A 24,613-nucleotide genomic window follows, 5' to 3' on the forward strand; every position below is an offset into this window, starting at 1 on the left:
TGCTGCGTCGGCGACGACGACCAGTCGATCTATGGCTGGCGCGGCGCCGAGGTCGACAACATCCTGCGCTTCGAGAAGGATTTTCCGGGCGCCAAGGTGATCCGCCTCGAACGCAACTACCGCTCGACGGCCAATATTCTGGGCGCCGCCTCGGGCCTGATCGCCGCCAATGAGCAACGCCTCGGCAAGACGCTCTGGACCGAAGCCAACGACAATGAAGGCGACAAGATCAAGGTCGCCTCCTATTGGGACGGCGAGGAGGAAGCCCGCGCGATCGCCGAGGAAGCCGAACAATTGCAGCGGCAGGACCATCTGCTGCGCGAAATGGCGATCCTGGTGCGCGCCTCGTTCCAGATGCGCGAATTCGAAGACCGCTTCATGAATCTCGGCATTCCCTATCGCGTCGTCGGCGGCCCGCGCTTCTATGAGCGCGCCGAAATCCGCGATGCCAACGCCTATCTCCGCCTGATCGCGCAGGGCGACGATGATCTCGCCTTTGAGCGCATCGTCAATCGCCCGCGCCGCGGCCTCGGCGATGTGGCGTTGCAGACGATCCACCGGCTCGCCCGCGCCGAAGGCATCTCGCTGCTGCGCGCCTCGAAAATGCTGGTGACAAGCGAGGAACTGAAGCCCGCCGCACGCCGCGCGCTGGCCAGTTTCGTCGAAATGGTCGAGCGCTGGCGGGCGCTGGTGCCCGGCATGCCGCATACCGAGCTTGCCGAAATCGTGCTCGATGAATCCGGCTACACCGAGATGTGGCAGAACGACAAATCCGCCGACGCGCCGGGCAAGCTCGAAAACCTCAAGGAACTGATCCGCTCGATGGAGCATCACGAGACGCTGGCGGGATATCTCGAACATATTTCACTGGTGATGGAGATCGAGCAGAACGACACCGCCGACAAGATCAACCTGATGACGCTGCACGCGGCCAAGGGGCTCGAATTCGACACGGTGTTCCTGCCTGGCTGGGAGGAAGGTCTCTTCCCCCATCAGCGCTCGCTCGACGAGAACGGGCTGGCGGGGCTCGAAGAAGAACGGCGGCTGGCCTATGTCGGCATCACGCGTGCCAAGAAACGCGCCTATATTTCCTTCGCCGCCAACCGCCGCATTCATGCGCTGTGGCAATCCTCCCTGCCCTCGCGCTTTATCGACGAATTGCCGAAGGACCATGTCGAGGTAACCGAAAGCGCGATGGCGGGCGCCAGCTACCAGAATTACGGCCAGAGCCGCTTCGCGCAGGATTTCGCCCGCGACAGCAACTACACGAGCCCCGGCTGGCGCCGCGCGAAGGAAAACGCCGAAGCGGCCTCCCGCGTCCGCCCGCCCGCCTATGAGGCCCATGGCGAACTGGTCGCCACCAGCGATCCGTCGGCGGCCAGCTATAATACCGGCGAGCGCGTCTTCCACCAGAAATTCGGCTATGGCGAAGTGCTTTCGATCGACGGCAACAAGCTGACGGTCGATTTCGACAAGGCCGGCCGGAAGAAAGTGATCGACAGTTTCCTGGAGCGGGTGTGAGGTGAATGGGTCTGCCAGCATTCCCGATGGCATCAGCCAGACACAACAGTGTCATCCCGGCGAAAGCCGGGACCCATTGGTTCCCTCAGCAAGAGCGATTGCACGCAGCGCCGATGCGCGGCATGAAGCACTGCGGCAAGAGGCACTGCGAGTGGGCCCCGGCTTTCGCCGGGGTGACACGGAAGTTGTTGCACTGAGGGTGGCAACCTCACGATGACCACCCCGCTCTGGAAATTCTCCTTCATCGTGCCTTACGAGGCGGCCGAGGCGTTTTCGGAGGCGCTGGAAGCCGCCTTTGCGCCGGAAGCGCTGGCGGTGTCGACGGTCGAGGCCGAGCCCGGTAACGCACCGCTTGTCAAAACCGCATCCGACTGGAACGAGGTCGAGGCGCATGGGCGCTGGCGCGTCGAATGTCTCTATGCGGAAGAACCCGACGAAGCGGCGCTGCGCACGCTGCTGGCGCCGGTCGAAGGCGAAACCGGTGCGGCGGCGGAAGATTGGCGCATCGAGCCGCTGCCCGACACCGACTGGGTGGCGAAATCGCTGGAGGGGCTGGCACCGGTCCGCGCCGGGCGCTTTTTCGTCTATGGCCGCCATGACGCGGACAAGGTGCCGGCGGCCGCGATCCCGATGGAGGTCGAGGCCAATCAGGCCTTCGGCACCGGCCATCACGCGACGACGGCCGGCTGCCTTGAATATATCTCCGAACTTCTCGATGAACGCCCGCCCGTCAACGCGCTCGATATCGGCACCGGCACCGGACTGCTCGCCATCGCCATCGCAAAGGCGACGCATCGCGCGGTGCTGGCCTCCGACATCGACCCGGTCGCCGTCGAGGTGACGCGGCGCAATGCGCGGGCAAACGGCGTCGGCCCATGGATCAAGGCGGTGACGGCAGCGGGTTTCACCCATCCGGCGCTGGCAGCCGGCGCGCCTTACGACCTGATCGTCGCCAATATCCTCGCCCGCCCGCTGGTGAGGCTCGCGCCTGCTTTCGGCAGGCATCTGGCGGCGGGCGGCACGCTGATCCTGTCGGGCATATTGCGGACGCAGGAGAACATGGTGGCGAGCGCCATGGCGATGCAGGGCCTGCGCCTCGTCTCGCGCAAGCCGAAGGGCGACTGGGTGACGTTGAGGATGAGGGGGTGAGCCAATGATCCACGATGCGAAAGCAGAAGATGTCGCCGCGATGGTCGCGCTGATCGAGGCGGCGCGACGGCGGCTCGAAGAATGGCAGCCACAATTCTGGCGCAAGGCAGAAGCCAGCGCCGCAATGTCGGAAGGTTGGTTCGGCGTGCTGGTCGGGAATCCCGAAATCATTACACTGGTCAGCGAAACGGACGGAAAGATCGACGGTTTCCTGATCGCGATGCTGCAGGATGCGCCGCCGGTCTATTCGCCGGGTGGCAAGACCTGCCTGATCGACGATTTCGCGGTGGCCGGGGACGACCTCTGGCCAGGCACCGGCCGCGACCTGCTGCGCACGGCGTTGGCCCGCGCCAGGGACAAGGGAGCGACCCAGACGGTGGTCGTGGCGCCCGACGCCCACACCGCCAAGAAGGCGATGCTGGCGGAAGAAGGGCTTTCGATTGCATCGACATGGTGGACGAGCGCTCTCTGACCCCATTGCCCCGCCCCGCGGCGCAACTTACATTCATTCCATGTTCCAGACCTTTGACGACACCGCAAACCCTGCCCTTGGCATCGAACGCGCCGCGCGGCTGCGCGCCGAATTGAAACGGCGCGGGCTCGACGGCTTTCTCATCCCCCGCGCCGATGAGCATCAGGGCGAATATGTGCCGCTCCATGCCGAGCGGCTGCGCTGGCTGACGGGCTTCAACGGCTCGGCGGGGCTCGCCATCGTGCTGATGGACAAGGCGGCGATCTTCATCGACGGGCGCTACACGCTGCAGGTGCGCGGCCAGGTCGATATCGACACTTTCGAACCGCAACATCTGATGGAAGAGCCGCCGACGCGCTGGATCGAGGAGAATTTGCCGAAGGGTGCGCGGCTCGCCTACGACCCCTGGCTGCACACGATCGACGCGGTGGCCCGGCTTCGGAAGGCGGCCGAAAAGGCCAGCGGCCTGCTGGTGCCGGTCGATGCCAACCCGCTCGACACGATCTGGCTCGACCAGCCCGACCCGCCGACCGCGAAAATCGCGCCCCACCCGCTCGACTATGCGGGCGAGGCGGCGTCCGACAAGATCAAGCGGCTCGCCTCCGAACTGATGAGCACGGATGCCGACGCCGCCATGCTGACCATGCCGGACTCGATCGCCTGGCTCTTCAACATTCGAGGGCAGGACGTGCCGCATACGCCGCTGCCGCTCTCCTTCGCGCTGCTGCATGAGGACGGCCACGCCGAACTCTTCATCGACGAGCGCAAGCTCGACGATGCGGCGCGCGCCCATCTCGGCAATGTGGTGAGCATTCGCCCGCGCGACGAGCTCGGGGCGGCACTCGACGAACTCGGCCGCAAGAAAAAGACCGTGCTGGTCGATCCGACGACTTGTGCTTCATGGATCGACGACCGGTTGAAAAATGCCGGCGCCGAGGTGAAGCGCGGGACCGACCCTTGCGAGTTGCCGAAGGCCTGCAAGAACGAGGCGGAAGTCAAAGGCACCCGCGCCGCGCATCTGCGCGACGGCCATGCGCTGACGAAATTCCTCGCCTGGCTGGCGCGCGAGGCGCCGAAGGGCAGCGTCGACGAAATCGAGGCAGCGCAGCGGCTCGAAGGATTCCGCTCGGCAAGCGGCGAATTGAAGGATTTGAGCTTCGACACGATTTCGGGCGCGGGCGCCAACGGCGCCATCGTGCATTACCGCGTCACCGAGGGCACCAACCGCGCGCTGCAACCGGGCGAACTCTTTCTGGTCGATTCCGGCGCGCAATATATGGACGGCACGACAGATGTGACGCGCACCGTCGCCATCGGCACACCCGATGCCGAACAGCGCGACCGCTTTACGCGGGTTCTGAAAGGCCATATCGGCATAGCAACGGCGCGCTTTCCGGAAGGCACCTCCGGCGCGCAGCTCGACGCCTTTGCGCGCTTGGCGTTGTGGAAATCGGGCCTCGACTACGACCATGGCACCGGCCATGGCGTCGGTTCCTATCTGTCCGTACATGAAGGGCCGCAGCGCATTTCGAAAATGGGCCACCAGCCGCTGAAACCCGGCATGATCGTCTCGAACGAGCCCGGCTACTACAAACCCGGCGGCTTCGGCATCCGTATCGAGAACCTGCTGGTGGTGACGCCACCCGCCCCGATCGATGGCGGCGAGCGCATGATGATGGGTTTCGAAACGCTGACGCTGGCGCCGATCGACCTCGCGCTGGTGGAAAAGGATCTGCTGACGGCCGAAGAAGTGGCCTGGCTCAACGCCTATCACGCCAGCGTGCGCGAGGCGCTGGCGGACGGCCTCGACGCGGAGACGCGCGCCTGGCTGGAAACGGCAACACGGGCGGTTTAGGGTTTCGCCCGCAGCACCCGCAACCCCTGCCTCAGCTTCAGAGGCAGGCGCTCATAGAGCGTCTTGGCGGCAGGGCGCAGACGGGTGGCGTAGAGCCAGGCCGCAAAGCCCGGCCAGCCGATCACAAACCCGTAATCGCGCACTTTGACGCGGCGGTTCGACCAGGCGAGCTTGTAGGCGTCGGCGGGCGGCAGCGGATCGTATTCGCCAACATCCGCCGCATCGATGCAGGCGCGGATCGTGAATTCGGTGGCGACATTGCCTGGGCTGTATTTCGCAAAGTCCGGCGCGAAAGCGCCCATGAAGGCGTAGTGGACGCCGCCATGACGGAAACCGATTTCGACCGCCGCCGTTTCGCCGCCGACAGAAAGATGCGAAACGACAAGACCCGACCGCGCACCCGCATCGCCGGCGAGTTCCGTGAGGCAGGCCTCGAGACGGGCATCGATGAAGGCGCGGCCGAAATGACCCCGCCGGTCGAGCCATGCGCGCTTGAAGCCGAAACCGGCGCCGACCAGTGCCTGCGCGCGCTCGCCGGGTTCGACCATTTCGAAATTCATGCCGCCCAGGCTTTCGAGTTTCCGGATGCGCTTGACGTTGCGCTTTGCCGGCGGCCAGCCAGCCTGCGCGAAAGCTTCGGCATTCTCGAACGGCCGATGATCGAGCGCGGGCGCTTCGAGCGTCATGCCGATCCGGCGGCCGCGCCGGCCCGCCCAGCGCGCCACCGCGCTGTCGGCGCGCACGCCCCGGAGATGAAGGAAGGCGACATCGCCCCAGGCATCGATCTCGCGAAAGGCCGCCTCAATCCAGCGGTCGCGGTCCGGTCCCGCCTCGACGACGACATCGCCATATTGCCCGATCGGATCGCCCGCCCATGAAGCGACGCCGCCGAGCAGCCCGCACTGCACGGCAAGCGGCCAGACCAGCACAAGCCGTCCGTTGCGCCGGAGCGTCACGAGACGCAGTTCGGTCTGCGTGTCGCAGAAATGCCGCGCCCAGGCGAGATGAAGATCGCAGGCCTGAAAGGCGGTCGCCGTCGCCGAGGCGCGCGCCTCGAGCGCCCGCCATTCGGGCGCGAGCGCCTGCACCGCGGCTAGCGTGCGCAGCGTCGCGACGGTTACGGGCGAGGCCGGACGCGCCTCGAGACGCTCATCCGCCGTCGCGGCGCCCATCAGCCCGACCGCGTAGAGCAACTGGTCGAGCAGCGCCACCTCTTGCAGGATCAGCAAGGCTTCCATGAATACCCCGGACTTCCGGCCCCGGCGGCCGGAGAGTGAAACGGGGAATTTTCGCCCGGACCGGGTTAAAATCGTCTGACCATGGGAAGTGGAAACGGACACAAGTGCCGGCCCGGATGGGCAAACTTGACCGCCGGTATCTTTTCCGTAGTGTCGCCACGGGGGGCTTTTTACCGGACACTGGATCAGAGTCAGGGGCCCCGGCCGGGTCTGGAAGCGGGGGTCGAATGGACGAAGGCGCTGCGAGCATCCGGCAGGGCGAAGCGTGGGCGCCGGTCCTTTCATTCGAGGAACGGCTGAAACATGGCCTCTTCCCTTCGCGTCTCTACTTTGCCTATCGCGTTCACAAGGAATTGAGGAAAGGCGAGAAGGAGCTTCGACTCCTTCCCTTTCTCGCCGATGCCAATCGCATGGCGCTCGACATTGGCGCCAACAAGGGCGTGTGGACGCATGTGCTGCGCCGATTGTGCACCGAGGTGCATGCGTTCGAGCCCAATCCAAAAATGTTCGGGCTGCTCAAAACCGGCGCAGGCAGCAATGTGAGCGCCCATCAGGTGGCGCTCTCGAACGAGACCGGCGAAGCCGAGTTTCGTATCCCGAGAAACCGCAAAGGCTATTCGAACCAGGGAGGATCGCTCAGCAAGATCAAGGTGGCCGACAATTATGGCAGCCTGACCGTAGAAACGCTGCGGTTGGACGAATTGAACTTGCAAAATGTCGGCTTCATGAAGATCGATGTCGAAGGCAGCGAACTCCAGGTTCTGGAAGGAGCCGAGCAGACAATCCGGCGCGAGCGCCCCGTCATGGTCATCGAGATGGAGGAACGGCACACGAAGCGCCCGATCAAGGAAGCCATCGCGGTCGTCGAGGGTTACGGCTACCAGGCCTTCGCACTGGTCGACAACATACTGACGGATGTGCGGCAGATCGACCTCAACGCGCGTCATCGCGAACCGCGAACAATGGCCGACTACATCAACAACTTCATTTTTCTTCCCGCCTAGAGTCGTTCATCGTTTCACGGAAACGACGAAAAACGGGAACCGGCTCAGGCGCCGGCCATTTCCATCCATTCGTCCTCGGTGATGGTCTCGATGCCGAGTTCCTGTGCGCGTGTGAGCTTGGAGCCCGCCCCCGGCCCGTAGACGACGAGATCGGTCTTGGCCGAGACGCTGCCCGCGACCTTCGCCCCCATCTGTTCGGCCCGCGCCTTGGCCTCGGACCGCGTCATCCGCTCGAGGCTGCCGGTAAAGACGACCGTCTTGCCGGCGATCGGCGAACCCGTCTCCTGCTCGGGCAGCGGCACGGCCGTGACGCCGGCCTTCTTCAGGCCCGCCAGAACCTCGCGGTTGTGCGGCTCGTCGAAGAAGTCAATGAGCGCCTCGGCCAGCACCTCGCCGACGCCGTCGATCGACATGAGTTCTCCCCAGGCCGTGCTCTCGCGATCCGCCGCGGCACGCATCTGCGCCTCGAAATTTTCGAGCGTGCCGTAGCTGCGCGCCAGGAGCCGCGCATTGGTTTCGCCGACATGGCGAATACCGAGCGCGAAAATCAGGCGATCGAGATCGACCTTGCGCCGCGCATCGATGGCGTCGAAGAGGTTGCGCGCCGAGGTCTCGCCCCAGCCTTCGCGGTCCTTCAGCTTCTTGAGGCTCCTCTTGTCGCGTGCCTCGAGCGTGAAAATATCGTCGGGCCGCGCGATCAGCCCGTCGGCATAAAAGGCCGCGATCTGCTTTTCGCCAAGGCCTTCGATATCGAGAGCGTTGCGCGAAACGAAATGACGCAAACGCTCCACCGCCTGCGCCGGGCAGACAAGGCCGCCGGTGCAGCGCCGGTCGACATCCATCTTGCCGGTCTTCGGATTGACCTCGCGCACCGCATGGCTGCCGCATTCGGGGCAGGTCTCGGGAAAGACGAACTTCTTTTTCCCGCGCGGCTGTTCCTCGACCACGCGCACGATCTGCGGAATGACGTCGCCCGCGCGTTGCACCACCACCGTGTCGCCGGGCCGCACGCCGAGGCGCTCGATCTCGTCCTGGTTGTGCAGCGTCGCATTGGACACGACGACGCCGCCGACGGTGACGGGCTTCAACCGCGCCACCGGCGTCAGCTTGCCGGTGCGGCCGACCTGGATTTCGATCTTCTCGAGCACCGTCATCGCCTGTTCGGCCGGGAACTTGTGGGCAATCGCCCAGCGCGGCGAGCGGGAGACGAAGCCGAGACGGTTCTGCCAGTCGAGCCGGTCGACCTTGTAGACGACACCGTCGATGTCGTAGCCGAGCGTCGCGCGGCGCTCCTCGACATCGTGATAGAAGGCGATCAGTTCGTCCACGCTGCCGCAGCGCCGGAACAGCGGATTGACCGCGAAACCCCATTTGGCGAAGGCGCCGATGACGTCTTCTTGCGTATCGGCCGGCAGCGCCGAAACCTCGCCCCATGTATAGGCGAAGAAGCGCAAGGGCCGGTTCGCGGTGATTTTCGCGTCGAGCTGGCGCAGCGATCCCGCCGCCGCATTGCGCGGATTGGCGAAGACGGGCTTGCCCGCTTCCTTCTGCCGCTCGTTGAGGGCGGCGAAATCGGCATGGCTCATATAGACCTCGCCGCGAATCTCGACGACATCGGGAATATTCTTCCCCTTCAACGCCTTCGGTACGTCGACGATGGTCCTGAGATTCTCGGTGACGTTCTCGCCCTCGCGCCCGTCGCCCCGCGTCGCGCCGAGCACGAATTTTCCATTCTCGTAGCGCAGCGCCGCCGACAACCCGTCGATCTTGGGTTCGGCGGTGACGGCGAGCGTCTCGTCTTCCTTGAGGTTGAGAAAACGCCGGACGCGCGCGCAGAAATCGCGCACATCGGCATCGTCGAAAGCATTCGACAGCGACAGCATCGGCACCTTGTGGAGAACCTTGCCGAAGCCTTCGGCGGGCGCCGCGCCGACGCGCAAGGACGGGCTGTCCTCGCGCACAAGCTCGGGATAGCGCTGCTCGATCGCCTCGTTGCGCTTGCGCAGTTCGTCATAGGCCGCGTCCGAAATCTTCGGCGCGTCCTTGCGGTGATAAAGCTCGTCATGCTCGGCGATCTCGGCGGCAAGCCGCGCCAGCTCCTCGGCCGCCTCCTCCATGGTGAGGTGGTCGACAGGCTTCAGCCCGGCGCCCGTGCTTTCCTTGGCCGTCTCTCCCTTTTTTTCGGCCCGACGTGTCACGGATGGCTCCCGATCAGCCGGTCGGCGGCGGCGCGCGCTTCGTCGGTGACGGTGGCGCCCGCCAGCATGCGTGCGATTTCCTCGCGGCGTTCGCCGGCGTCGAGCGTTTCGATGCGCGTCGCCAGCCGTTCCGCTTTCGTCCGGCCGCCCGACCCGTTGGTCGCGCTTTTCGAAATGCGGAAATGATGCAGGGCCCGCGCCGCGACCTGCGGCGAATGGGTGACGACGATGACCTGCGCGGCCTTTGCGAGCTCGGCAAGACGCAAGCCCACCGCTTCGGCGACCGCGCCGCCGACGCCCGAATCCACTTCGTCGAAAATCAGCGTCGGCGCGCTGCCGCGTGAGGCAAGCGCCACCTTCAGCGCCAGCACGAAGCGCGACAACTCGCCGCCCGAGGCGATCTTGATGAGCGGCCCGAAGGGCGCGCCGGGATTGGTCGAAACGAGGAAGGAGACGCGGTCGATGCCTTCCGGCCCGCCCTGCGCTTCGGGCAGCACATCGATCCGCGTCCTGAACTGCGCCTTGTCGAGCTTCAGGGGCTTCAGCTCCTTCGCGACTTCGCGGTCGAGCTTCGCCGCCGCCTTTCGCCGCGCCTCGGAAAGTGCCTGCGCATGCGCCGCATAGGCCGCAGCCGCCGCGTCGGCGGCCTTGGCGAGCGTCATGCGCTTCGCCTCGCCGCCTTCGATATCGGCAAGCTGCGCGCGCAGCTTGCCGGCCAGCGCCGCTAGGTCGTCGACCATGACATTGTGCTTGCGCGCCGCCGCACGCAGCGCAAAGAGCCGCGTCTCGGATTTTTCGAGCCGCGCCGGGTCGAACTCCATCGCCCGCATCGCCTCGGCGATCCGCTCGCGCGCCTCGGCCGCCTCGTTGAGCGTCCGTTCCAACGCCTCGATGGCGGCATCGAGCCGCCCGCCCGCTTGCTCGGCAACGCGGGCAAGACGCCTGAGCGCCACGTTGAGCCGCGCATCGAGCCCGCCATCGCCGCTCAGCGCCTCGTCGGCCTCGATGAGGTCGCTGGCGATCTTCTCGGCATGCATCATCAGCGTGCGCTCTTCGGCAAGCGCCGTTTCCTCGCCGGCTTGCGGCTGCAGCTCGTCGAGCTCGCCGACGACATGGGTCAGGTAATCCTGCTCGGCCTTGGCGCGCGCAAGCAGCGCCTCGTGTTCGGCAAGCGCCGTGCGCGCGGCGGCAGCCGCCGCATGGAGCTTGCGCGCCTCGCCGACCTTGCCCTCAAGGCCCCCGAAAGCATCGAGGATCGCCCGGTGGCCGGAAGCGTCAAGCAGGCCGCGCTCGTCGTGCTGGCCGTGAATTTCGACGAGCTCGTCGCCCAGTTGCCGCAGCATCGCGATGCTCACCGGCTGGTCGTTGACGAAGGCGCGCGAACGCCCGTCGCGCGTCTGCACGCGGCGCAGAATGAGATCGCCCTCGGCATCGAGGCCGTTGTCGCGGAGAATGGCGCGGGCGGGATGCGCGGCGGGCACGTCGAAAACGGCGGTGACACTGCCCTGCTCGACCCCCTGGCCGACAAGGCCGCTGTCGGCGCGCGCGCCGATCGCGAGCCCCAATGCGTCGAGGAGAATCGACTTGCCGGCGCCCGTCTCGCCCGTCAGCGTGCACAGGCCCCGATCGAGCGTCAGTTCCAGTCTATCGATGAGAACGATGTCGCGGATGGACAGGGCGGCGAGCATAAAACGCGCCTTATGGCTGTATCTAGAAGACCGATGTGACCGACTGCCAGGTCCGGCTGATCCAGGAGTCCTTGTTTTCGACCGGCTCGAGGCCATAGCCCGCAAGCAGCGCGTAGCTGTCCTCGTACCAGTCGCTGCCGGGATAGTTGTAGCCGAGGATCGCCGCCGCCGTCTGCGCCTCGGTCTGGATGCCGAGCGCCAGATAGGCTTCGGTCAGGCGCTCCAGCGCTTCGGGCGTGTGGGATGTCGTCTGATACCGCTCGACGACAACGCGAAAGCGGTTGATCGCGGCGATGTAGTCATGCCGATTGAGATAGTAGCGGCCGATCTCCATTTCCTTGCCGGCCAGATGGTCCAGCGCAAGTTCGATTTTCAGCCTTGCATCGCGCGCATACTCGCTTGCCGGAAAGCGGCGCACCAGTTCGGTAAAGGCATTCACGGCGTCTTCGGTCATCTTCTGGTCGCGACCGACATCGGAGATCTGCTCGTAATAGCTGAGGCCGATCAGATAATACGCATAAGCCACGTCCCTGTTGCCGGGATGCAGCGAGATAAAGCGCTGCGCGTTGAGAATGGTCTCGTCGTACTGGTTGACCTGGTAGTTGGCATAGGCGCTCATCAGCATCGAGCGGCGCGCCCATTCCGAATAGGGGTGCTGGCGTTCGACCTCGTCGAACTCCTTGGCGGCCGGGATGTAGCGGCCTTCCTCCATATGGTCCATCGCCTTGTTGTAGATCTGCTCGACCGCACGCTCCTCATAGGGAATTTCATCGCTGGCGCAGCCGCCGAGCGCGGCAAGGGCGAGCGCGGCCGCCCCCGTCAGCGCGAGACGCAGGCCGAACGCGGGCCGGACGGCGGCGTTGCGGGAAAAAGACAGGCGAACAGAACTCATGCGGGCAACGTCCATTTGGTTCGATGTTCCGGAGCGGCGCCGGCATCGCAAGACGCGATTCGCCTGGCACGGGGCACAATCCCTGCCTGTTTCTATCTCAAGATGCGCCGGGAGGCCATAGCGGGAACGAGCGCCCGCCGGCAAGGCGAGGCATGCGTCCGGAGCCGGTTCAAGAGAAATTCCAGTGAGTCCGGGAGATCGGCGCTCAGTCGGCCGAAATGGCCAACATCTCGCGTTCCGCCGCATAAGCAGGCCGGGACGCTTCGACGAAATCGACCACTTCCCAGGCCGTTTCATCGGCCATCAAGGCGCACAGCACGCGATTGTTCATTGCATGGCCCGAGCGCACACCTTCGTAGCGGCCGAGCAGCGGCAGCCCCGACAGAGAGAGATCGCCCACGGCGTCCAGCAGCTTGTGGCGCACGAACTCGTCTTCGTAGCGCAGGCCGTCCTCATTGAGGATGTTTTCGCCATCGATGACAATCGCATTCTCGAGCGAGGCGCCCTGCCCGAGCCCGGCGGCGCGCAAGGCCTCCTGGTCCTTCAGGAAACCGAAGGTCCGGGCGCGCAGGATATCGTCGGCAAAGCAGGGATCGTACAAATCCGCCTCGATCGCCTGGCGGCCGATCACCGGATTGTCGAAATCGATTTCAAAGGCGAGGCTGAAACCATCGCCCGGCAGAAGCGCGGCGCGCTTCGCGCCGTCCTCGACGACGACCGGCTTCAGGATACGAATGGCGCGGCGCGGCGCATCCAGCGCCGTCAGGCCGGTCGCCTCGATCCGGTCGACGAAAACCTCGGCGCTGCCATCGAGAACCGGCACTTCATCGCCGTCGATTTCGATCAGCACATTGTCGACACGCAAACCCGAAAGCGCCGCCATCAAATGTTCGATCGTGCCGACCCGCGCACCGGCCGCATTGCCGACCACGGTCGACATCGTGGTCTCGACGACACGGTCATGACGCACCCGAATATCCGTCACGTCGCGACCGCCTTCGAGATCGATGCGACGAAAAACGATGCCGTGATCGGCATCCGCCGGACGCAGCGTCATGCGAACGGTCTTGCCACTGTGAAGCGCCGCGCCTTCGATGGCGACGGGCACCGCAAGCGTCATCTGCGGATAGGGCAGTGCCGCCGCGCGCCGCTGGCGCCGGACGGTCTCCAGCATGATCGTTTCAAATTCGGATTTACGCACGTGAAACACCTGAGAAGTCCCCCAAAAAAGACCGGCCGCCCATATCCAGCTGGCTTCGGGTAGGTTCTAGCAGTGTGTCAAAATCGTCTCAAATAACAGATTTTTACTGAATGTTACGTATCGGAACCGTGAGTTAACCGATTGACTCGAAAAGGAAAGCCCGCCCGCCGGCGCGAGAGCCGAAACGGGCGGGTTTACCGTGCAGAGCTGCCCCAAAATGGGCCGGGACAGCCGTTTTTTCAGTTGGCCTGACGACGCAGGAAAGTCGGAATCTCGAGCTGTTCCTCCTCATAAGACGGACGCACGAGACGGCTTTCGGTCGCCGGCGACAGGCTCTCTTGCGGCCTTGCAGGCTCCGCCGGACGCGCCGGTTCCGGCTTGCGCTGAGCGACGACCGGCTCGCGGCGCTGCGGTGCCGGCGCTTCCGAAGCATCCGGCTTGCGACGGCTGCCAGTCAGGCGTTCGAAGAAACCGGGTCCCTTTCGCGGAGCGCGGGACTGCTGCAGGGCAGCCGGCCTCTGACCGAGAAAGCCCGGGATGTCGGCCTTGCCGGTCTGCGCCCGGTCAAGATCGCCCGGAATGAACGGATGTCCCTTGGCCTCGGCACGAACCGCGGCGGCTGGCACGACCGGCGCCTCCATCTCCGCCTGCGGCTCCGGCTGATGCCGGGGCTCTGGTTTGTGGATGATGACTTCGGCCTCGTAATCCGCCGCATCGTAGCTTCCGCGAGGCGGCGCGGCCGGTTCGATGCCGAGATCGGCCTGAACCGCGGGCGCCATCCGCTCTTCGATGTGCTCGACCTGCGCCTGGACGGGATTGGCAGGAGCCTGCGCGGCGGCCGGCGCCACCCGGGTTTGCGCGACGACACGAATTTGCGCCGTCTGCGGTTCGGGGCGTGCCAGCGTCGCACCCTCCGCCTCGATGCCCGTCGCCACGACCGAGACGCGCATGCGGCCGTCGAGCGAACTGTCGAAGGTCGAACCGACGATGATGTTGGCGTCGGGATCGACCTCGGAGCGGATGCGATTGGCCGCTTCGTCGACTTCGTAAAGCGTCAGGTCCATGCCGCCGGTGATGTTGATGAGGACACCCTTGGCCCCCTTCATCGACACTTCGTCGAGCAGCGGGTTGGAAATGGCCGCCTCCGCCGCTTCGATCGCACGGTTCTCGCCGCTCGCCTCGCCGGTCCCCATCATGGCCTTGCCCATCTCGTTCATCACGGTGCGCACATCCGCGAAGTCGAGATTGATGAGACCGGGCTTCATCATCAGATCGGTAATGCCGGCGACGCCCGAATGCAGCACCTGGTCGGCCATGCCGAAGGCATCGGCAAAGGTCGTGTTCTCGTTCGCCACCCGGAAGAGATTCTGGTTCGGGATGATGATGAGCGTGTCGACATACTGATGCAGATCGCGAATGCCTTCCTCCGCGAGGCGCATACGCCGTGAGCCCTCGAACTGGAAGGGCTTCGTGATGACGCCAACGGTGAGGATGCCATGCTCGCGCGCCGCGCGGGCAATGACGGGAGCGGCGCCCGTGCCGGTGCCGCCGCCCATGCCGGCCGTGATGAAGACCATATGGGCACCCTGAAGGTGCTCGACGATCTCATGCAGGGCTTCCTCGGCAGCCGCGCAGCCGACTTCCGGACGCGATCCGGCACCCAGACCCTCGGTGATCGACGCCCCGAGCTGAATACGCCGTTCGGCGGATGACAGTGCCAGCGCCTGTGCATCCGTGTTGGCGACGACGAAGTCGACGCCTTCGAGACCGGCTTCGATCATGTTGTTGACCGCGTTGCCGCCGGCGCCGCCGACGCCGAAAACGGTGATCCTGGGCTTGAGTTCCTTTTCCTTGGGAACCGAAAGTTTGATGCTCATGTCAGCCTCCTGGGAGCAGTAGTGAAAATCCGGGTCGGTGTTGCCGCGCTTGTGTCTGGCGGCGGTTCGATAACCCGTCTTCCCGGCGGGCCTGCGAGCCGTCCCTGCCGCCGCCGGCAGGGCGCCCGTTGCGATTGCCCACTTCGTCGTCGCACATCGATGTTGGTGATGTGTCTCATCAGAAATTCTCCTTCAGCCAGCGGCTGAAGCGGCGGAACTGCCCGCCGGACGAACCGTTTTCGGTTTCATCCTCCGCGCCCGCCACGTCGAGCGGCGAAATCTGCGAATAGATGAGCAGACCTGCGCAGGTCGAGAAGGCCGGACCGCCGGTCGCATCGGCAAGGCCCGTCAACCGGATCGGCTGGCCGACACGGACCTGCTTGTCGAGCATCCGCGCGGCGAGTTCGCGCGCGCCGTTGAGCTGGCTCGCGCCGCCGGTCAACACCACGCGGCGCCCCGCCAGACGTCCGTAGCCGCTCGCGTCCATGCGGTCGCGCACCAGTTCGAACGTTTCCTCGAGCCGCGGCTGGATGATGCCCGTCAGCATCGAGCGCGGAATATGGTTGGCCGAATCGGCATCGCTCTCGCCGACCTGTGGCACATCGATCATCTCTCTCTCATCCGACGGGCTCGCCAGCGCACTGCCGTACAGTGTCTTCATACGTTCCGCATGGGCGAGCGGCGTCGAGAGCCCCCGCGCAATGTCATTGGTAATATGATTCCCGCCAATCGACACGGAATCGCAATAAACCATCGCTCCTTCGAAGAAGATGCCGAGCGACGTCGTGCCGCCGCCCATGTCGATGACGGCGACGCCGAGGTCCATTTCGTCCTCAACGAGGCAGGCGAGGCCGCTCGCATAGGGACTGACGGCAATGCCGGCGACCGAGAGGTGACAACGTTCGATGCAGAGTTCGAGGTTGCGCAAGGGGCCGCGCAGCGCACTGACCATATGAACCTCAACGCCGAGTCGCTCGCCGAACATACCGCGCGGATCGCGCACGCCGCGGCTGTCGTCGACGCTGTAGTTGGTCGGGATAGCGTGCAGGACGTCGCGGCCCTCGGGCTGGAAGTTGTTCTGGGCATGGCCGATCAGCCGGCCGAGGTCGCTGTCGCCGATCTCCCCTCCCGAGACCGACGCCTTGACGCCGACCGTCTGGCTCTTCGGCTCGCCGCCCGACACGCCGACGATCACATCCCGGATCGTCACGCCCGCCATCCGCTCGGCCGCGTCGACCGCAACGCGAATCGCTTCCTCGGCGGCGTCCATGTCGACGACGGCGCCTGCGCGTATGCCACGCGACACCTGATGGCCGATGCCGATCACGCGCACCGGCGCATGGCCGTTTGCCATCCGCCCCGCTTCGATCCGCGCGATGAAGCAGGAAATCTTGCTTGAGCCCACATCGAGCGCCGCAATCGTTCCCGAGCGCCCCGTCGTAACGGGCCGTCCCTGAAAACTCCGCGAGCCGAGACTGACCATATTCATGTATCGCTCCCAATGCCGGCCGCCCCGGGCCGGACAATGCCGTTCTTGTTCTTGATGCCGGCCGCGATGCCCTGCGCCGATCCGGCGCCCGGCGCCAGCTCAACCGACACCCGGTCCGGAAGCCTCAGATCGACCGCCATGATGTCGCGCGACAGAATGCGATGACGTGCGTCATGCGCCACGAGATCGGCCAGCGCCTTCTCGACGCCGCTTTCCGGCAGCTTGACGTCAACGCCGTTTTCGAGCCTGAGGTTCCAGCGCCGCCCGCTGACCCGCACAAAAGCGCGCACGCGCTGCAGCAGTTGCGGCTGTTCGGCCTGCATCAGTTTCAGCAGCGCCGGCGCCTCGCGCGGCGCGCCGAACCCGACGATGAAGGGCAGATGCGCGAATTCCTGCACATCCTCGTCCGTGATCGGCTGCCCTTCGGCATCGATGACCGACAGCATGCCGCCGCGCTGCCAGAGCGCGAACGGCGTCCGCTCCGTCACCTCGATGCGGATGGCATCGGGCAGGAGCCGCGTCACGGTTGCCGATTCGACCCAGCCCAGCCGCTCCACGCGCTGCCGCGCCGCCTCGGTGTCGAACCCGAAAATCGGATCGCCCCGCTTCGTGCCGGCAGCCTCGAGCAGCGCCTGCTTGTCGGTCCTCACGCGTCCTGTCACGGTCACGTCCTGGATGCTGAAACCCGACAGCGCCAGCAAACGGTTTGTCCGCTCGGCGAGCCCGTTGGCGCCCTCGGCCACATGCCCGCCGACGAACAGCCCGTAGAGAACGACGCCGGCAAAGAGCGCCGCCGCCCCGGCCGTGAACGGCCGCATCGGAAACTCGCCAGTGCCGATTTCGGCGAGCCAGCGTCCGACCGGTCCCTGCGGCCGCTGCGAGCGGCGCCCGAAGACGCGGGTCGAGGGCGTGTTGCGGCGCTTGCCCGGCGCGACCTTGCCTTTGGCACCCCGCCGCGGCGCGGCGCGAACGCCGGTGCGCGATACTTTCTTCATCGATCGCATGACGCGTCCTCCACCATCCAGCTGACGAGTTCGGCGTAGGAATAGCCGGCGAGATTGGCAAGCTCCGGCACCAGCGATGTCGGCGTCATGCCGGGCTGCGTGTTGACCTCGAGCAGAACGAGTTCGCCCTTGCCCGGACGCGTGTCGTCGAAGCGGAAATCGGCGCGGGAAACGCCCCGGCAGCCGAGTGCCTTGTGCGCGGCCAGCGTCACCCGCTGTACCTCGGCATAGGCATCGGCCTCGATCGGCGCCGGAATGACGTGCCGCGAACCGCCGGTCTGATATTTGGCCTCGTAGTCGTAGAAGGTCGTGTTGGCGATGATCTCGGTAACGCCGAGAACTTCCTCGCCCATCACGGCGCAGGTGAGCTCGCGCCCGCCGATATAGCGCTCCGCCATCACATCCTCGCCGAGGTTCCAGTCGGGCGATGTGAGCTCGGACGGCGGCCGGTTGTCGCCCGCCCGCACGATGAAGACGCCGACCGACGAGCCCTCGCTGACCGGCTTGATGACATAGGGCGGGTCCATCACATGGCCGAGCGCCGCCTGCTCGCGCGGCACCACGATGCTTTCGGCGACCGGCAGCCCGGCGGAACGGAACACCGCCTTGGCGCGCTCCTTGTGCATGGCAAGCGCGGAGGCGAGCACGCCGGAATGCGTGTAGGGCATGCGGAGAATTTCCAGCATCCCCTGCACGCAGCCATCCTCGCCCCAGCGGCCATGCAGCGCGTTGAAAGCGACATCGGGCCGCGCTTTCAGAAGCTGGTCGGCCAGATCGCGCCCGGCATCGATCTCGGTCACGTGATAGCCATGGGCTTTCAGCGCCTCGGCGCAGCCCTTGCCGGTGACGAGACTGACCTCGCGTTCGGCGCTCCAGCCGCCCTTCAGGACCGCGACATGCTTGGTCGAACTCATGCTCCGCCTCCCTCGTTGCGGACGCCGATGCGCCTGATTTCCCATTCGAGCGTGACGCCGCTCTGTGCCTTCACCCGCGCGCGCACGTCTTCACCCAGATCCTCGAGATCGACGGCCCGCGCCTCACCTGTATTGATGAGGAAATTGCAGTGGAGCTCCGACACCTGCGCCCCGCCGCGCCTGAGCCCGCGGCAGCCGGCCGCGTCGATCAGCTGCCACGACTTCAGGGCATCCGGATTCTTGAACGTCGAGCCGCCGGTGCGTGTGCGAATCGGCTGGGTCGCCTCGCGCGATGCCGTGATCTCGTCCATGCGCGCGGCGATTTCGGCCTTGTCGCCGGGTGCGCCCTGAAAAACCGCCTCGACGAAAATCAGATCGTCCGGCGCGCCGCAATGGCGGTAGCTGTAGCCCATCTCGGCATTCGGGAGCACATGGCGCTTGCCCGCCCGGTCGATGGCAACCGCTTCGACCAGCACGTCCTTGGTCTCGCGGCCATAGGCGCCGCCATTCATTTTGAGTGCCCCGCCGATAGATCCGGGAATGCCGCGATAGAATTCGAGCCCCGCAATGCCCGCTTCCTGCGCTGCGCGCGCCACCGCCACGTCGAGCGCCGCCGCGCCCGCACGCAGGCGATCGCCCGGCAGTGCCTCGATCTGCGCAAAGCCCTTGCCGAGCCGGATCACGACGCCCGCCACGCCGCCGTCGCGCACCAGCAGATTGGAGCCGACGCCGATCACCGTCACCGGTACATCGGCCGGACAATCCGCGAGGAACGCGGCAAGATCGTCGGCATCGGCCGGCCGGAACAGGACTTCGGCCGGGCCGCCGACGCGGAACCAGGTGAGCGGCGCCAGCGGCGCATCGGCCAAAAGCGCGCCGCGCACGGCCGGCAGCCGGTCGATCAGATGTTGAGCGGAAATGCGCGCGGCCATCATTTCCCCCTCCCCTTTTTCGCCGCCGCCGCATCGAGCGCGGCAAGCTGTTCGGGCAGCGCATTCGCCCAATAGGTGATGCTGCCTGCGCCGAGACAGACGACGAGGTCGCCCGGCGAGGCCGCCTGTGCGATCAGCGCCGGCAGCGCCTCGGGACTTTCGAGCGCCGTCACGTTGCGGTGGCCGCGGGCGCGCAGGCCCTCCACCAGCGCGTCGCGGCTCGCGCCTTCGATCGGCTTCTCGCCCGCCTCGTAGACATCGGCCACGATCACCGCATCGGCATCGTTGAAACAGGAGCAGAACTCGTCGAACAGACTGTGCAGCCGCGTGTAGCGGTGCGGCTGCACCACGGCGACGGTGCGGCCCTGCGTCGCCGAGCGCGCGGCCTGCAGCACGGCCGCGATCTCGACCGGATGATGCCCGTAATCGTCGTAAATGCTGACGCCGTTCCAGGCGCCCACATAGGTGAAGCGCCGCTTGACGCCGCCGAAGCTTTCCAGCGCCGCACGGATGCGTTCGTCGGTAATGCCCATTTGCAGCGCCACGCCGATCGCCGCCAGGCTGTTCAGCATGTTGTGCTGCCCGTGCATGGCGAGATGAACGCCCGCAAGCTCGCGCATTTCCCCGGTCTTGCGGTCGGTGATCGTGACGTCGAACGTGTTGAAGCCGTTTTCGACACGGATATTGGTGGCGCGGATGTCGGCCTGCGGATTGGTGCCATAGGTCACGATACGCCGGTCGCGCACGCGCCCGATCAACGCCTGCACTTCCGGATGATCGACGCACATGACGGCGCAGCCATAGAACGGCACATTCTCGACAAAGGCGAGGAACGCATCCTTCGCCACCTCGAACGAACCGTAATAGTCGAGATGCTCGGGGTCGATATTGGTGACGATGGCAATGGTCGACGGCAGCTTGACGAAGGTCCCGTCGGACTCATCCGCTTCGACGACCATCCACTCGCCGCCGCCGAGCCGCGCATTGGTGCCATAGGCATTGATGATGCCGCCATTGACGACGGTAGGATCGAAGCCCGCGCTGTCGAGGATCGCCGCGACCAGCGACGTCGTCGTCGTCTTGCCATGCGTGCCGGCAACCGAAACGCAGGAGCGCAGCCGCATCAGCTCGGCCAGCATCTCGGCGCGCCGCACCACCGGCAGGAAGCGGGCCCGCGCTTCCATGAGTTCCGGATTGTCGCTCTTGATCGCCGACGAAACGACGACGACAGCCGCTTCGGCAAGGTTCTCCGGCTTCTGACCGATAAATACCTTGATGCCGAGCGCGGCGAGCCGTTTGACATTGGCGCTCTCGGAAAGATCGCTGCCCTGCACCGTATAGCCGAGATTGTGCATGATCTCGGCAATGCCGCTCATGCCGATGCCGCCGATGCCGACGAAATGGATATTGCCCATGTCGAGAGGTGCCGGACGCATCATGCACCTCCGATCGCGAAATTGAGGACGCCCGGGCCGCCGGCCGTGTCCGCGGACCGCGCCTGCGTGCCGAGCGCGGGCAGCTCGCCGCGGCCGAGCCGCTCGACGAGATCGGCAAGATCGCGCACGGCGTTGGGTTGGCCTTGGGCCTGCGCCGCGCGCGCAGCGGCAGCAAGGCGCGACGGATCGGCCAGCAAGGATGTCAGCATGGTCGCCAGCGCCTCTTCGGTGAAATTTTTCTGTTCGATCGCCCAGGCCGCGCCTGCGCTTGCCAGCTTTTCGGCATTGGCCTTCTGGTCGTTGTCGAGCGAGTGCGGCAACGGCACCAGGATCGAGGGCCGGCCGACGATCGCAAGCTCGCTGATGGTCGAGGCACCCGAGCGGCCGATCACGAGATGGGCCGCCACAATCCGCTCCGGCATGTCGTCGAAGAAAGAACTGAGTTCGGCATCGATGCCGGCGGCGGCGTAGATCGCGCGCACGCGTTCGATGTCCTCGACGCGCGCCTGCTGCACCACCGACAGCCGCCCGCGCAACGCTTCGGGAAGCTGCGCCAGTGCGCCCGGCACGACATCGCTCATCACCTTGGCGCCCTGGCTGCCGCCAAAGACCAGCAGATGAATGGGGTCCTGCCCCTCCGGCGCGGCATAGGGCCTGCCGGCGACTGCGATCACCGCGTCGCGCACCGGATTGCCGGTCAGCACCAGCTTGCCGGCGTCCCGAGCCTTGAGGAATTTCGGCGCATCGAAAGTGGAGGCGATGGCGCCGACATGAGACGCGACCAGCCGGTTGACTCGGCCGAGAACCGCATTCTGCTCATGCACGCAGACCGGGACCCCGCGCAGGATCGCGGCGGCGACCGGCGGCAGCGTCGGATAGCCGCCGAACCCGATCAGCGCGGCGGGCTTGATCCGGCCGAGAATGGCGAAGGAGCGAACGACGCCCGCAAGAATGGCGGGCGCCGCCCTCACAAGACCGGCGACGCCTTTGCCTGAAGGTGTGGCCGCCGGAACGGGATAGATGTCGGCATCGGGGAAGAGCCGGTCGAAACGCTGCACGCGCTCGTCGGTGATGAGCGCAATGCGGCGGCCGCGGCGGCGCAATTCCTGCGCCAGCGCCTGGCCGGGGAACAGATGTCCGCCCGTACCGCCGGCGGCAATGACGATCGGACCCTGCGGATGGCGCTTCATGCTTGCGCTCTCCTTTCGCTGGGTGGCGCGACATTGCTGCCCGCCCGGCGCCGCGTCAGCGCCAGCAACATGCCCATCGCGAGCGCAAGCGCCAGAAGCGACGAGCCGCCATAGGAAATGAAAGGCAGCGTCATGCCCTTGGCCGGAACGAGATTGAGATTGACCGCCATGTTGACGAGCGCCTGCAACCCGAACAGCGCCACAAGGCCGCAGGTCGCGAATTGCACGAAGAGGTCGCGCTCTTCCGCCGCGCGCCGGAGCGGCCGCACCACGATGAAGGCGAAAAGTCCGATGATCATCAGCCCGACGACAACGCCGAACTCCTCGGCCGCGACCGCGAAGATGAAGTCGGTATGGGCGTCCGGCAGAATCCGCTTCACCTCGCCCTCGCCCGGTCCGCGGCCGAAAAAACCGGCGGCATGAAAGGCGTCGAGCGCACGATCGATCTGATAGGTGTCGCCCGAGTCCGGATTGAGAAAGCGGTCGACGCGGCTCGCGACATGCGGCATCAGCGTGTAGGCGCAGACGACGCCGGCCAGCGCCAGCGAACCGAGCGAACCGATCCAGCCCCATGACAGCCCGGCCATGAAGAACATGGCGCCGAAAACCATCGTCACCAGCATCAACTGTCCGAAATCGGGCTGCAGCACGAGAATGCCCACGACCGCCGCATATAGCCCTAGCGCAATGCCGGTACCGGGAATGCCGGGGCTGCGCTGCCCCTCGGCGAAGAGCCAGGCGACGAGCACGACAAAGGCCGGCTTGACGAATTCCGATGGCTGGATGGCGAAGGGGCCGATCTGCAGCCAGCGATGCGCGCCCTTCACTTCCGGACCGATGACGAGCGTCAGCACCATCAGCGTCAGCGCCGCGACGAAAACCAGCGCCGCGAGACGCCGCACCTGCCGTACATTGAGCAGCGACACGCCGATCATCACGGCGAGCGCCGGCAGGAAGAATGCCATCTGCCGATAGACGAAATGGAACGGCGGCAGGTTGATGCGCATGGCGACCGCCGGGCTTGCGGCCAGCGCCAGCACGCCGCCCAGCACCATCAGACACACAAGGCCGAGCAGTGTCCACTTGTCGACAGTCCACCACCATTCGGCGAAGAGGCTGCGGTCGGTGCGCGCGAGACGGATCATGCGGCAGCCCCTCCCGTTTCGGCGAGAACACGCTGCACTTCCCGGCGGAAGAGATCGCCGCGCTCTTCGAAATTACGGAACTGGTCGAACGAGGCGCAGGCCGGCGAGAGCATCACGACGCGCATCTCGGCACCGTCGGCCGCCGCATCCTGCGTTGCCGCTTCGACGGCGCGCGCCAGCGTCCCGCATTGCCGGTAATCGACCTTGCCGTCGAGTGTCCGGGCAAAACTGTCGGCCGCATCGCCGATCAGATAGGCGCGGGCGATATGCGGGAAGAGGGCTTCGAGGCTTTCGATACCGCCTTCCTTGGCCTTGCCGCCGGCGATCCAGTAGATATGCCGGTAGGCGCCAAGCGCTTTCGAGGCGGCATCGGCATTGGTTGCCTTGCTGTCGTTGACGAAGCGGATACCGCCGCGCTCGGCCACGATCTCCATGCGATGCGCAAGACCGGGGAAACTCTCGAAAGCGGCGAAGATCTTTTCACGCGTATAGCCGAGCGCGCGGCCCGCCGCATAGGCGGCGGCGGCATTCTGCCAGTTATGCGCGCCGGCCAGCGTGCGCATTTCTTTCAGGTCGCCGGCCTTGATCGCCTGCATGCCGGCATTGTCGTAAAGGACGCCGTCGATCGCATAGACGCCGCGGCCGACCGTTTTGCCGACCGAGATCGGCACCACGGTCGCCGCGCGCCGCGCGCCGATGCCGGTGCAGATGTCTTTCGACAGCGCGTCGTCGATGCCGACAATGGCCGTGTCGCCTTCCGACTGGTGCGCGAAAAGCCGTGCCTTGATGGCGGCGTAACCTTCGAGCGTCCCGTGCCGGTCGATATGGTCCGGCGTGATGTTGAGCAGGATCGCGATATCGGGGGCAAGGCTCGGCGCGAGATCGATCTGATAGGACGAAACCTCGACGACATAGATCGTCGCCGGCGTCGGCGCATCGAGTTCGAGCACCGCCTTGCCGATATTGCCGCCGACCTGCGCCTCGCCGCCGCAGCGCCGGATCATGTGGCCGATCAGCGCCGTCGTCGTCGACTTGCCGTTGGTGCCGGTGATGGCGACGATCCGGGCGCCGGTGCCGCTCGCCGTCACCGCGCGCTGGAAAAGTTCGATATCGCCGATGACCTCGACGCTGGCCGCGCGCGCCGCGCGCACCGCCGCATGCGGCTCGGGATGGGTCAGCGGCACGCCGGGGCTCAGCACCAGCGCCGCGATCTCCGTCCAGTTCCAGCCTGCCATGTCCGTGATCTTGAATCCGGCCGCGGCCGCCTCGCTGCGCTTTGCCGTCGCATCGTCCGACGCCAGCACCGTCGCGCCGCCGGCTTCGAGCGCGCGCACGGTCGCGAGGCCCGACGCACCGAGCCCGAACACCGCCACCTTGCGCTTTGCGAAACCGGTTGCCGCGATCATCC

Annotated in this window: 19 protein-coding genes; 5 read left to right on the top strand and 14 right to left on the bottom strand. The window is 65.8% G+C overall.

Annotated features, from left to right (window positions below; genetic code table 11):
* The 4 genes from WEB61_RS14480 to WEB61_RS14495 all read left to right on the top strand — a co-directional run.
* Nucleotides 1-1,521 (top strand): ATP-dependent helicase (locus tag WEB61_RS14480; protein ID WP_368065049.1); only part of this gene is annotated, 1,521 nt, incomplete at its 5' end.
* 213 nt (nucleotides 1,522-1,734) lie between these two features.
* Entirely contained in the window at nucleotides 1,735-2,670 is a 936-nt protein-coding gene (locus WEB61_RS14485) for a 50S ribosomal protein L11 methyltransferase (RefSeq protein WP_368065050.1), read from the top strand.
* 4 nt (nucleotides 2,671-2,674) lie between these two features.
* Nucleotides 2,675-3,142 carry an N-acetyltransferase gene (locus WEB61_RS14490; RefSeq protein ID WP_368065051.1) on the top strand — a complete coding sequence of 156 codons (468 nt, stop codon included), beginning with the start codon at nucleotides 2,675-2,677 and terminating at the stop codon, nucleotides 3,140-3,142.
* 40 nt (nucleotides 3,143-3,182) lie between these two features.
* A complete protein-coding gene (locus WEB61_RS14495; protein ID WP_368065052.1) occupies nucleotides 3,183-4,997 on the top strand; it encodes an aminopeptidase P family protein in 1,815 nt (604 codons plus the stop codon).
* Here WEB61_RS14495 and WEB61_RS14500 read toward each other — a convergent pair.
* Entirely contained in the window at nucleotides 4,994-6,235 is a 1,242-nt protein-coding gene (locus tag WEB61_RS14500; RefSeq protein ID WP_368065053.1) for a GNAT family N-acetyltransferase, read from the bottom strand. The two genes, WEB61_RS14495 and WEB61_RS14500, sit on opposite strands and share 4 nt — an antisense overlap.
* Before the next feature lie 227 nt (nucleotides 6,236-6,462).
* Here WEB61_RS14500 and WEB61_RS14505 point away from each other — a divergent pair, with 227 nt between their 5' ends.
* Nucleotides 6,463-7,239, top strand: coding sequence for an FkbM family methyltransferase (locus WEB61_RS14505; RefSeq protein ID WP_368065054.1), 777 nt, complete (start codon nucleotides 6,463-6,465; stop codon nucleotides 7,237-7,239).
* 44 nt (nucleotides 7,240-7,283) lie between these two features.
* Here WEB61_RS14505 and ligA read toward each other — a convergent pair whose 3' ends face one another.
* The 13 genes from ligA to murD form a co-directional block, all read right to left on the bottom strand.
* Nucleotides 7,284-9,356 (bottom strand): NAD-dependent DNA ligase LigA, encoded by a 2,073-nt coding sequence (ligA, locus tag WEB61_RS14510; RefSeq protein ID WP_368065093.1) that lies wholly within the window; start codon nucleotides 9,354-9,356, stop codon nucleotides 7,284-7,286.
* Nucleotides 9,357-9,433: 77 nt separating this feature from the next.
* A complete protein-coding gene (gene recN / locus WEB61_RS14515) occupies nucleotides 9,434-11,125 on the bottom strand; it encodes a DNA repair protein RecN (RefSeq protein WP_368065055.1) in 1,692 nt (563 codons plus the stop codon).
* Between the two features lie 22 nt (nucleotides 11,126-11,147).
* A complete protein-coding gene (locus tag WEB61_RS14520; protein ID WP_368065056.1) occupies nucleotides 11,148-12,017 on the bottom strand; it encodes an outer membrane protein assembly factor BamD in 870 nt (289 codons plus the stop codon).
* A gap of 205 nt (nucleotides 12,018-12,222) precedes the next feature.
* Nucleotides 12,223-13,191: a UDP-3-O-acyl-N-acetylglucosamine deacetylase gene (lpxC, locus tag WEB61_RS14525; protein WP_368065057.1), complete on the bottom strand. Its 969-nt coding sequence runs from the start codon at nucleotides 13,189-13,191 to the stop codon at nucleotides 12,223-12,225.
* 266 nt (nucleotides 13,192-13,457) lie between these two features.
* Nucleotides 13,458-15,095 carry a cell division protein FtsZ gene (gene ftsZ, locus WEB61_RS14530; protein WP_368065058.1) on the bottom strand — a complete coding sequence of 546 codons (1,638 nt, stop codon included), beginning with the start codon at nucleotides 15,093-15,095 and terminating at the stop codon, nucleotides 13,458-13,460.
* A gap of 178 nt (nucleotides 15,096-15,273) precedes the next feature.
* On the bottom strand, nucleotides 15,274-16,584 hold the full coding sequence (gene ftsA, locus WEB61_RS14535) for a cell division protein FtsA (RefSeq protein ID WP_368065059.1): 1,311 nt from the start codon (nucleotides 16,582-16,584) through the stop codon (nucleotides 15,274-15,276).
* Complete coding sequence (locus WEB61_RS14540; protein ID WP_368065060.1) at nucleotides 16,581-17,588, bottom strand: cell division protein FtsQ/DivIB; 1,008 nt, start codon at nucleotides 17,586-17,588, stop codon at nucleotides 16,581-16,583. The genes ftsA and WEB61_RS14540 overlap by 4 nt, the downstream gene beginning before the upstream one ends.
* A complete protein-coding gene (locus WEB61_RS14545) occupies nucleotides 17,576-18,502 on the bottom strand; it encodes a D-alanine--D-alanine ligase (RefSeq protein ID WP_368065061.1) in 927 nt (308 codons plus the stop codon). The genes WEB61_RS14540 and WEB61_RS14545 overlap by 13 nt, the downstream gene beginning before the upstream one ends.
* The gene (gene murB, locus WEB61_RS14550) at nucleotides 18,499-19,437 is read right to left on the bottom strand and encodes a UDP-N-acetylmuramate dehydrogenase (protein WP_368065062.1); all 939 of its coding nucleotides are present in this window, start codon (nucleotides 19,435-19,437) and stop codon (nucleotides 18,499-18,501) included. The genes WEB61_RS14545 and murB overlap by 4 nt, the downstream gene beginning before the upstream one ends.
* Nucleotides 19,434-20,870, bottom strand: a complete 1,437-nt coding sequence (gene murC / locus WEB61_RS14555) for a UDP-N-acetylmuramate--L-alanine ligase (protein ID WP_368065063.1) — start codon at nucleotides 20,868-20,870, stop codon at nucleotides 19,434-19,436. The genes murB and murC overlap by 4 nt, the downstream gene beginning before the upstream one ends.
* Complete coding sequence (gene murG, locus WEB61_RS14560; RefSeq protein ID WP_368065064.1) at nucleotides 20,870-22,060, bottom strand: undecaprenyldiphospho-muramoylpentapeptide beta-N-acetylglucosaminyltransferase; 1,191 nt, start codon at nucleotides 22,058-22,060, stop codon at nucleotides 20,870-20,872. The genes murC and murG overlap by 1 nt, the downstream gene beginning before the upstream one ends.
* Entirely contained in the window at nucleotides 22,057-23,205 is a 1,149-nt protein-coding gene (gene ftsW, locus WEB61_RS14565; protein ID WP_368065065.1) for a putative lipid II flippase FtsW, read from the bottom strand. The genes murG and ftsW overlap by 4 nt, the downstream gene beginning before the upstream one ends.
* Nucleotides 23,202-24,611, bottom strand: coding sequence for a UDP-N-acetylmuramoyl-L-alanine--D-glutamate ligase (gene murD, locus WEB61_RS14570; protein ID WP_368065066.1), 1,410 nt, complete (start codon nucleotides 24,609-24,611; stop codon nucleotides 23,202-23,204). Before murD ends, ftsW begins: the two co-directional genes overlap by 4 nt.
* Nucleotides 24,612-24,613 lie beyond the last annotated feature (2 nt).

The sequence above is a fragment of the Parvibaculum sp. genome (assembly GCF_040882025.1).
GTDB lineage: Bacteria > Pseudomonadota > Alphaproteobacteria > Parvibaculales > Parvibaculaceae > Parvibaculum.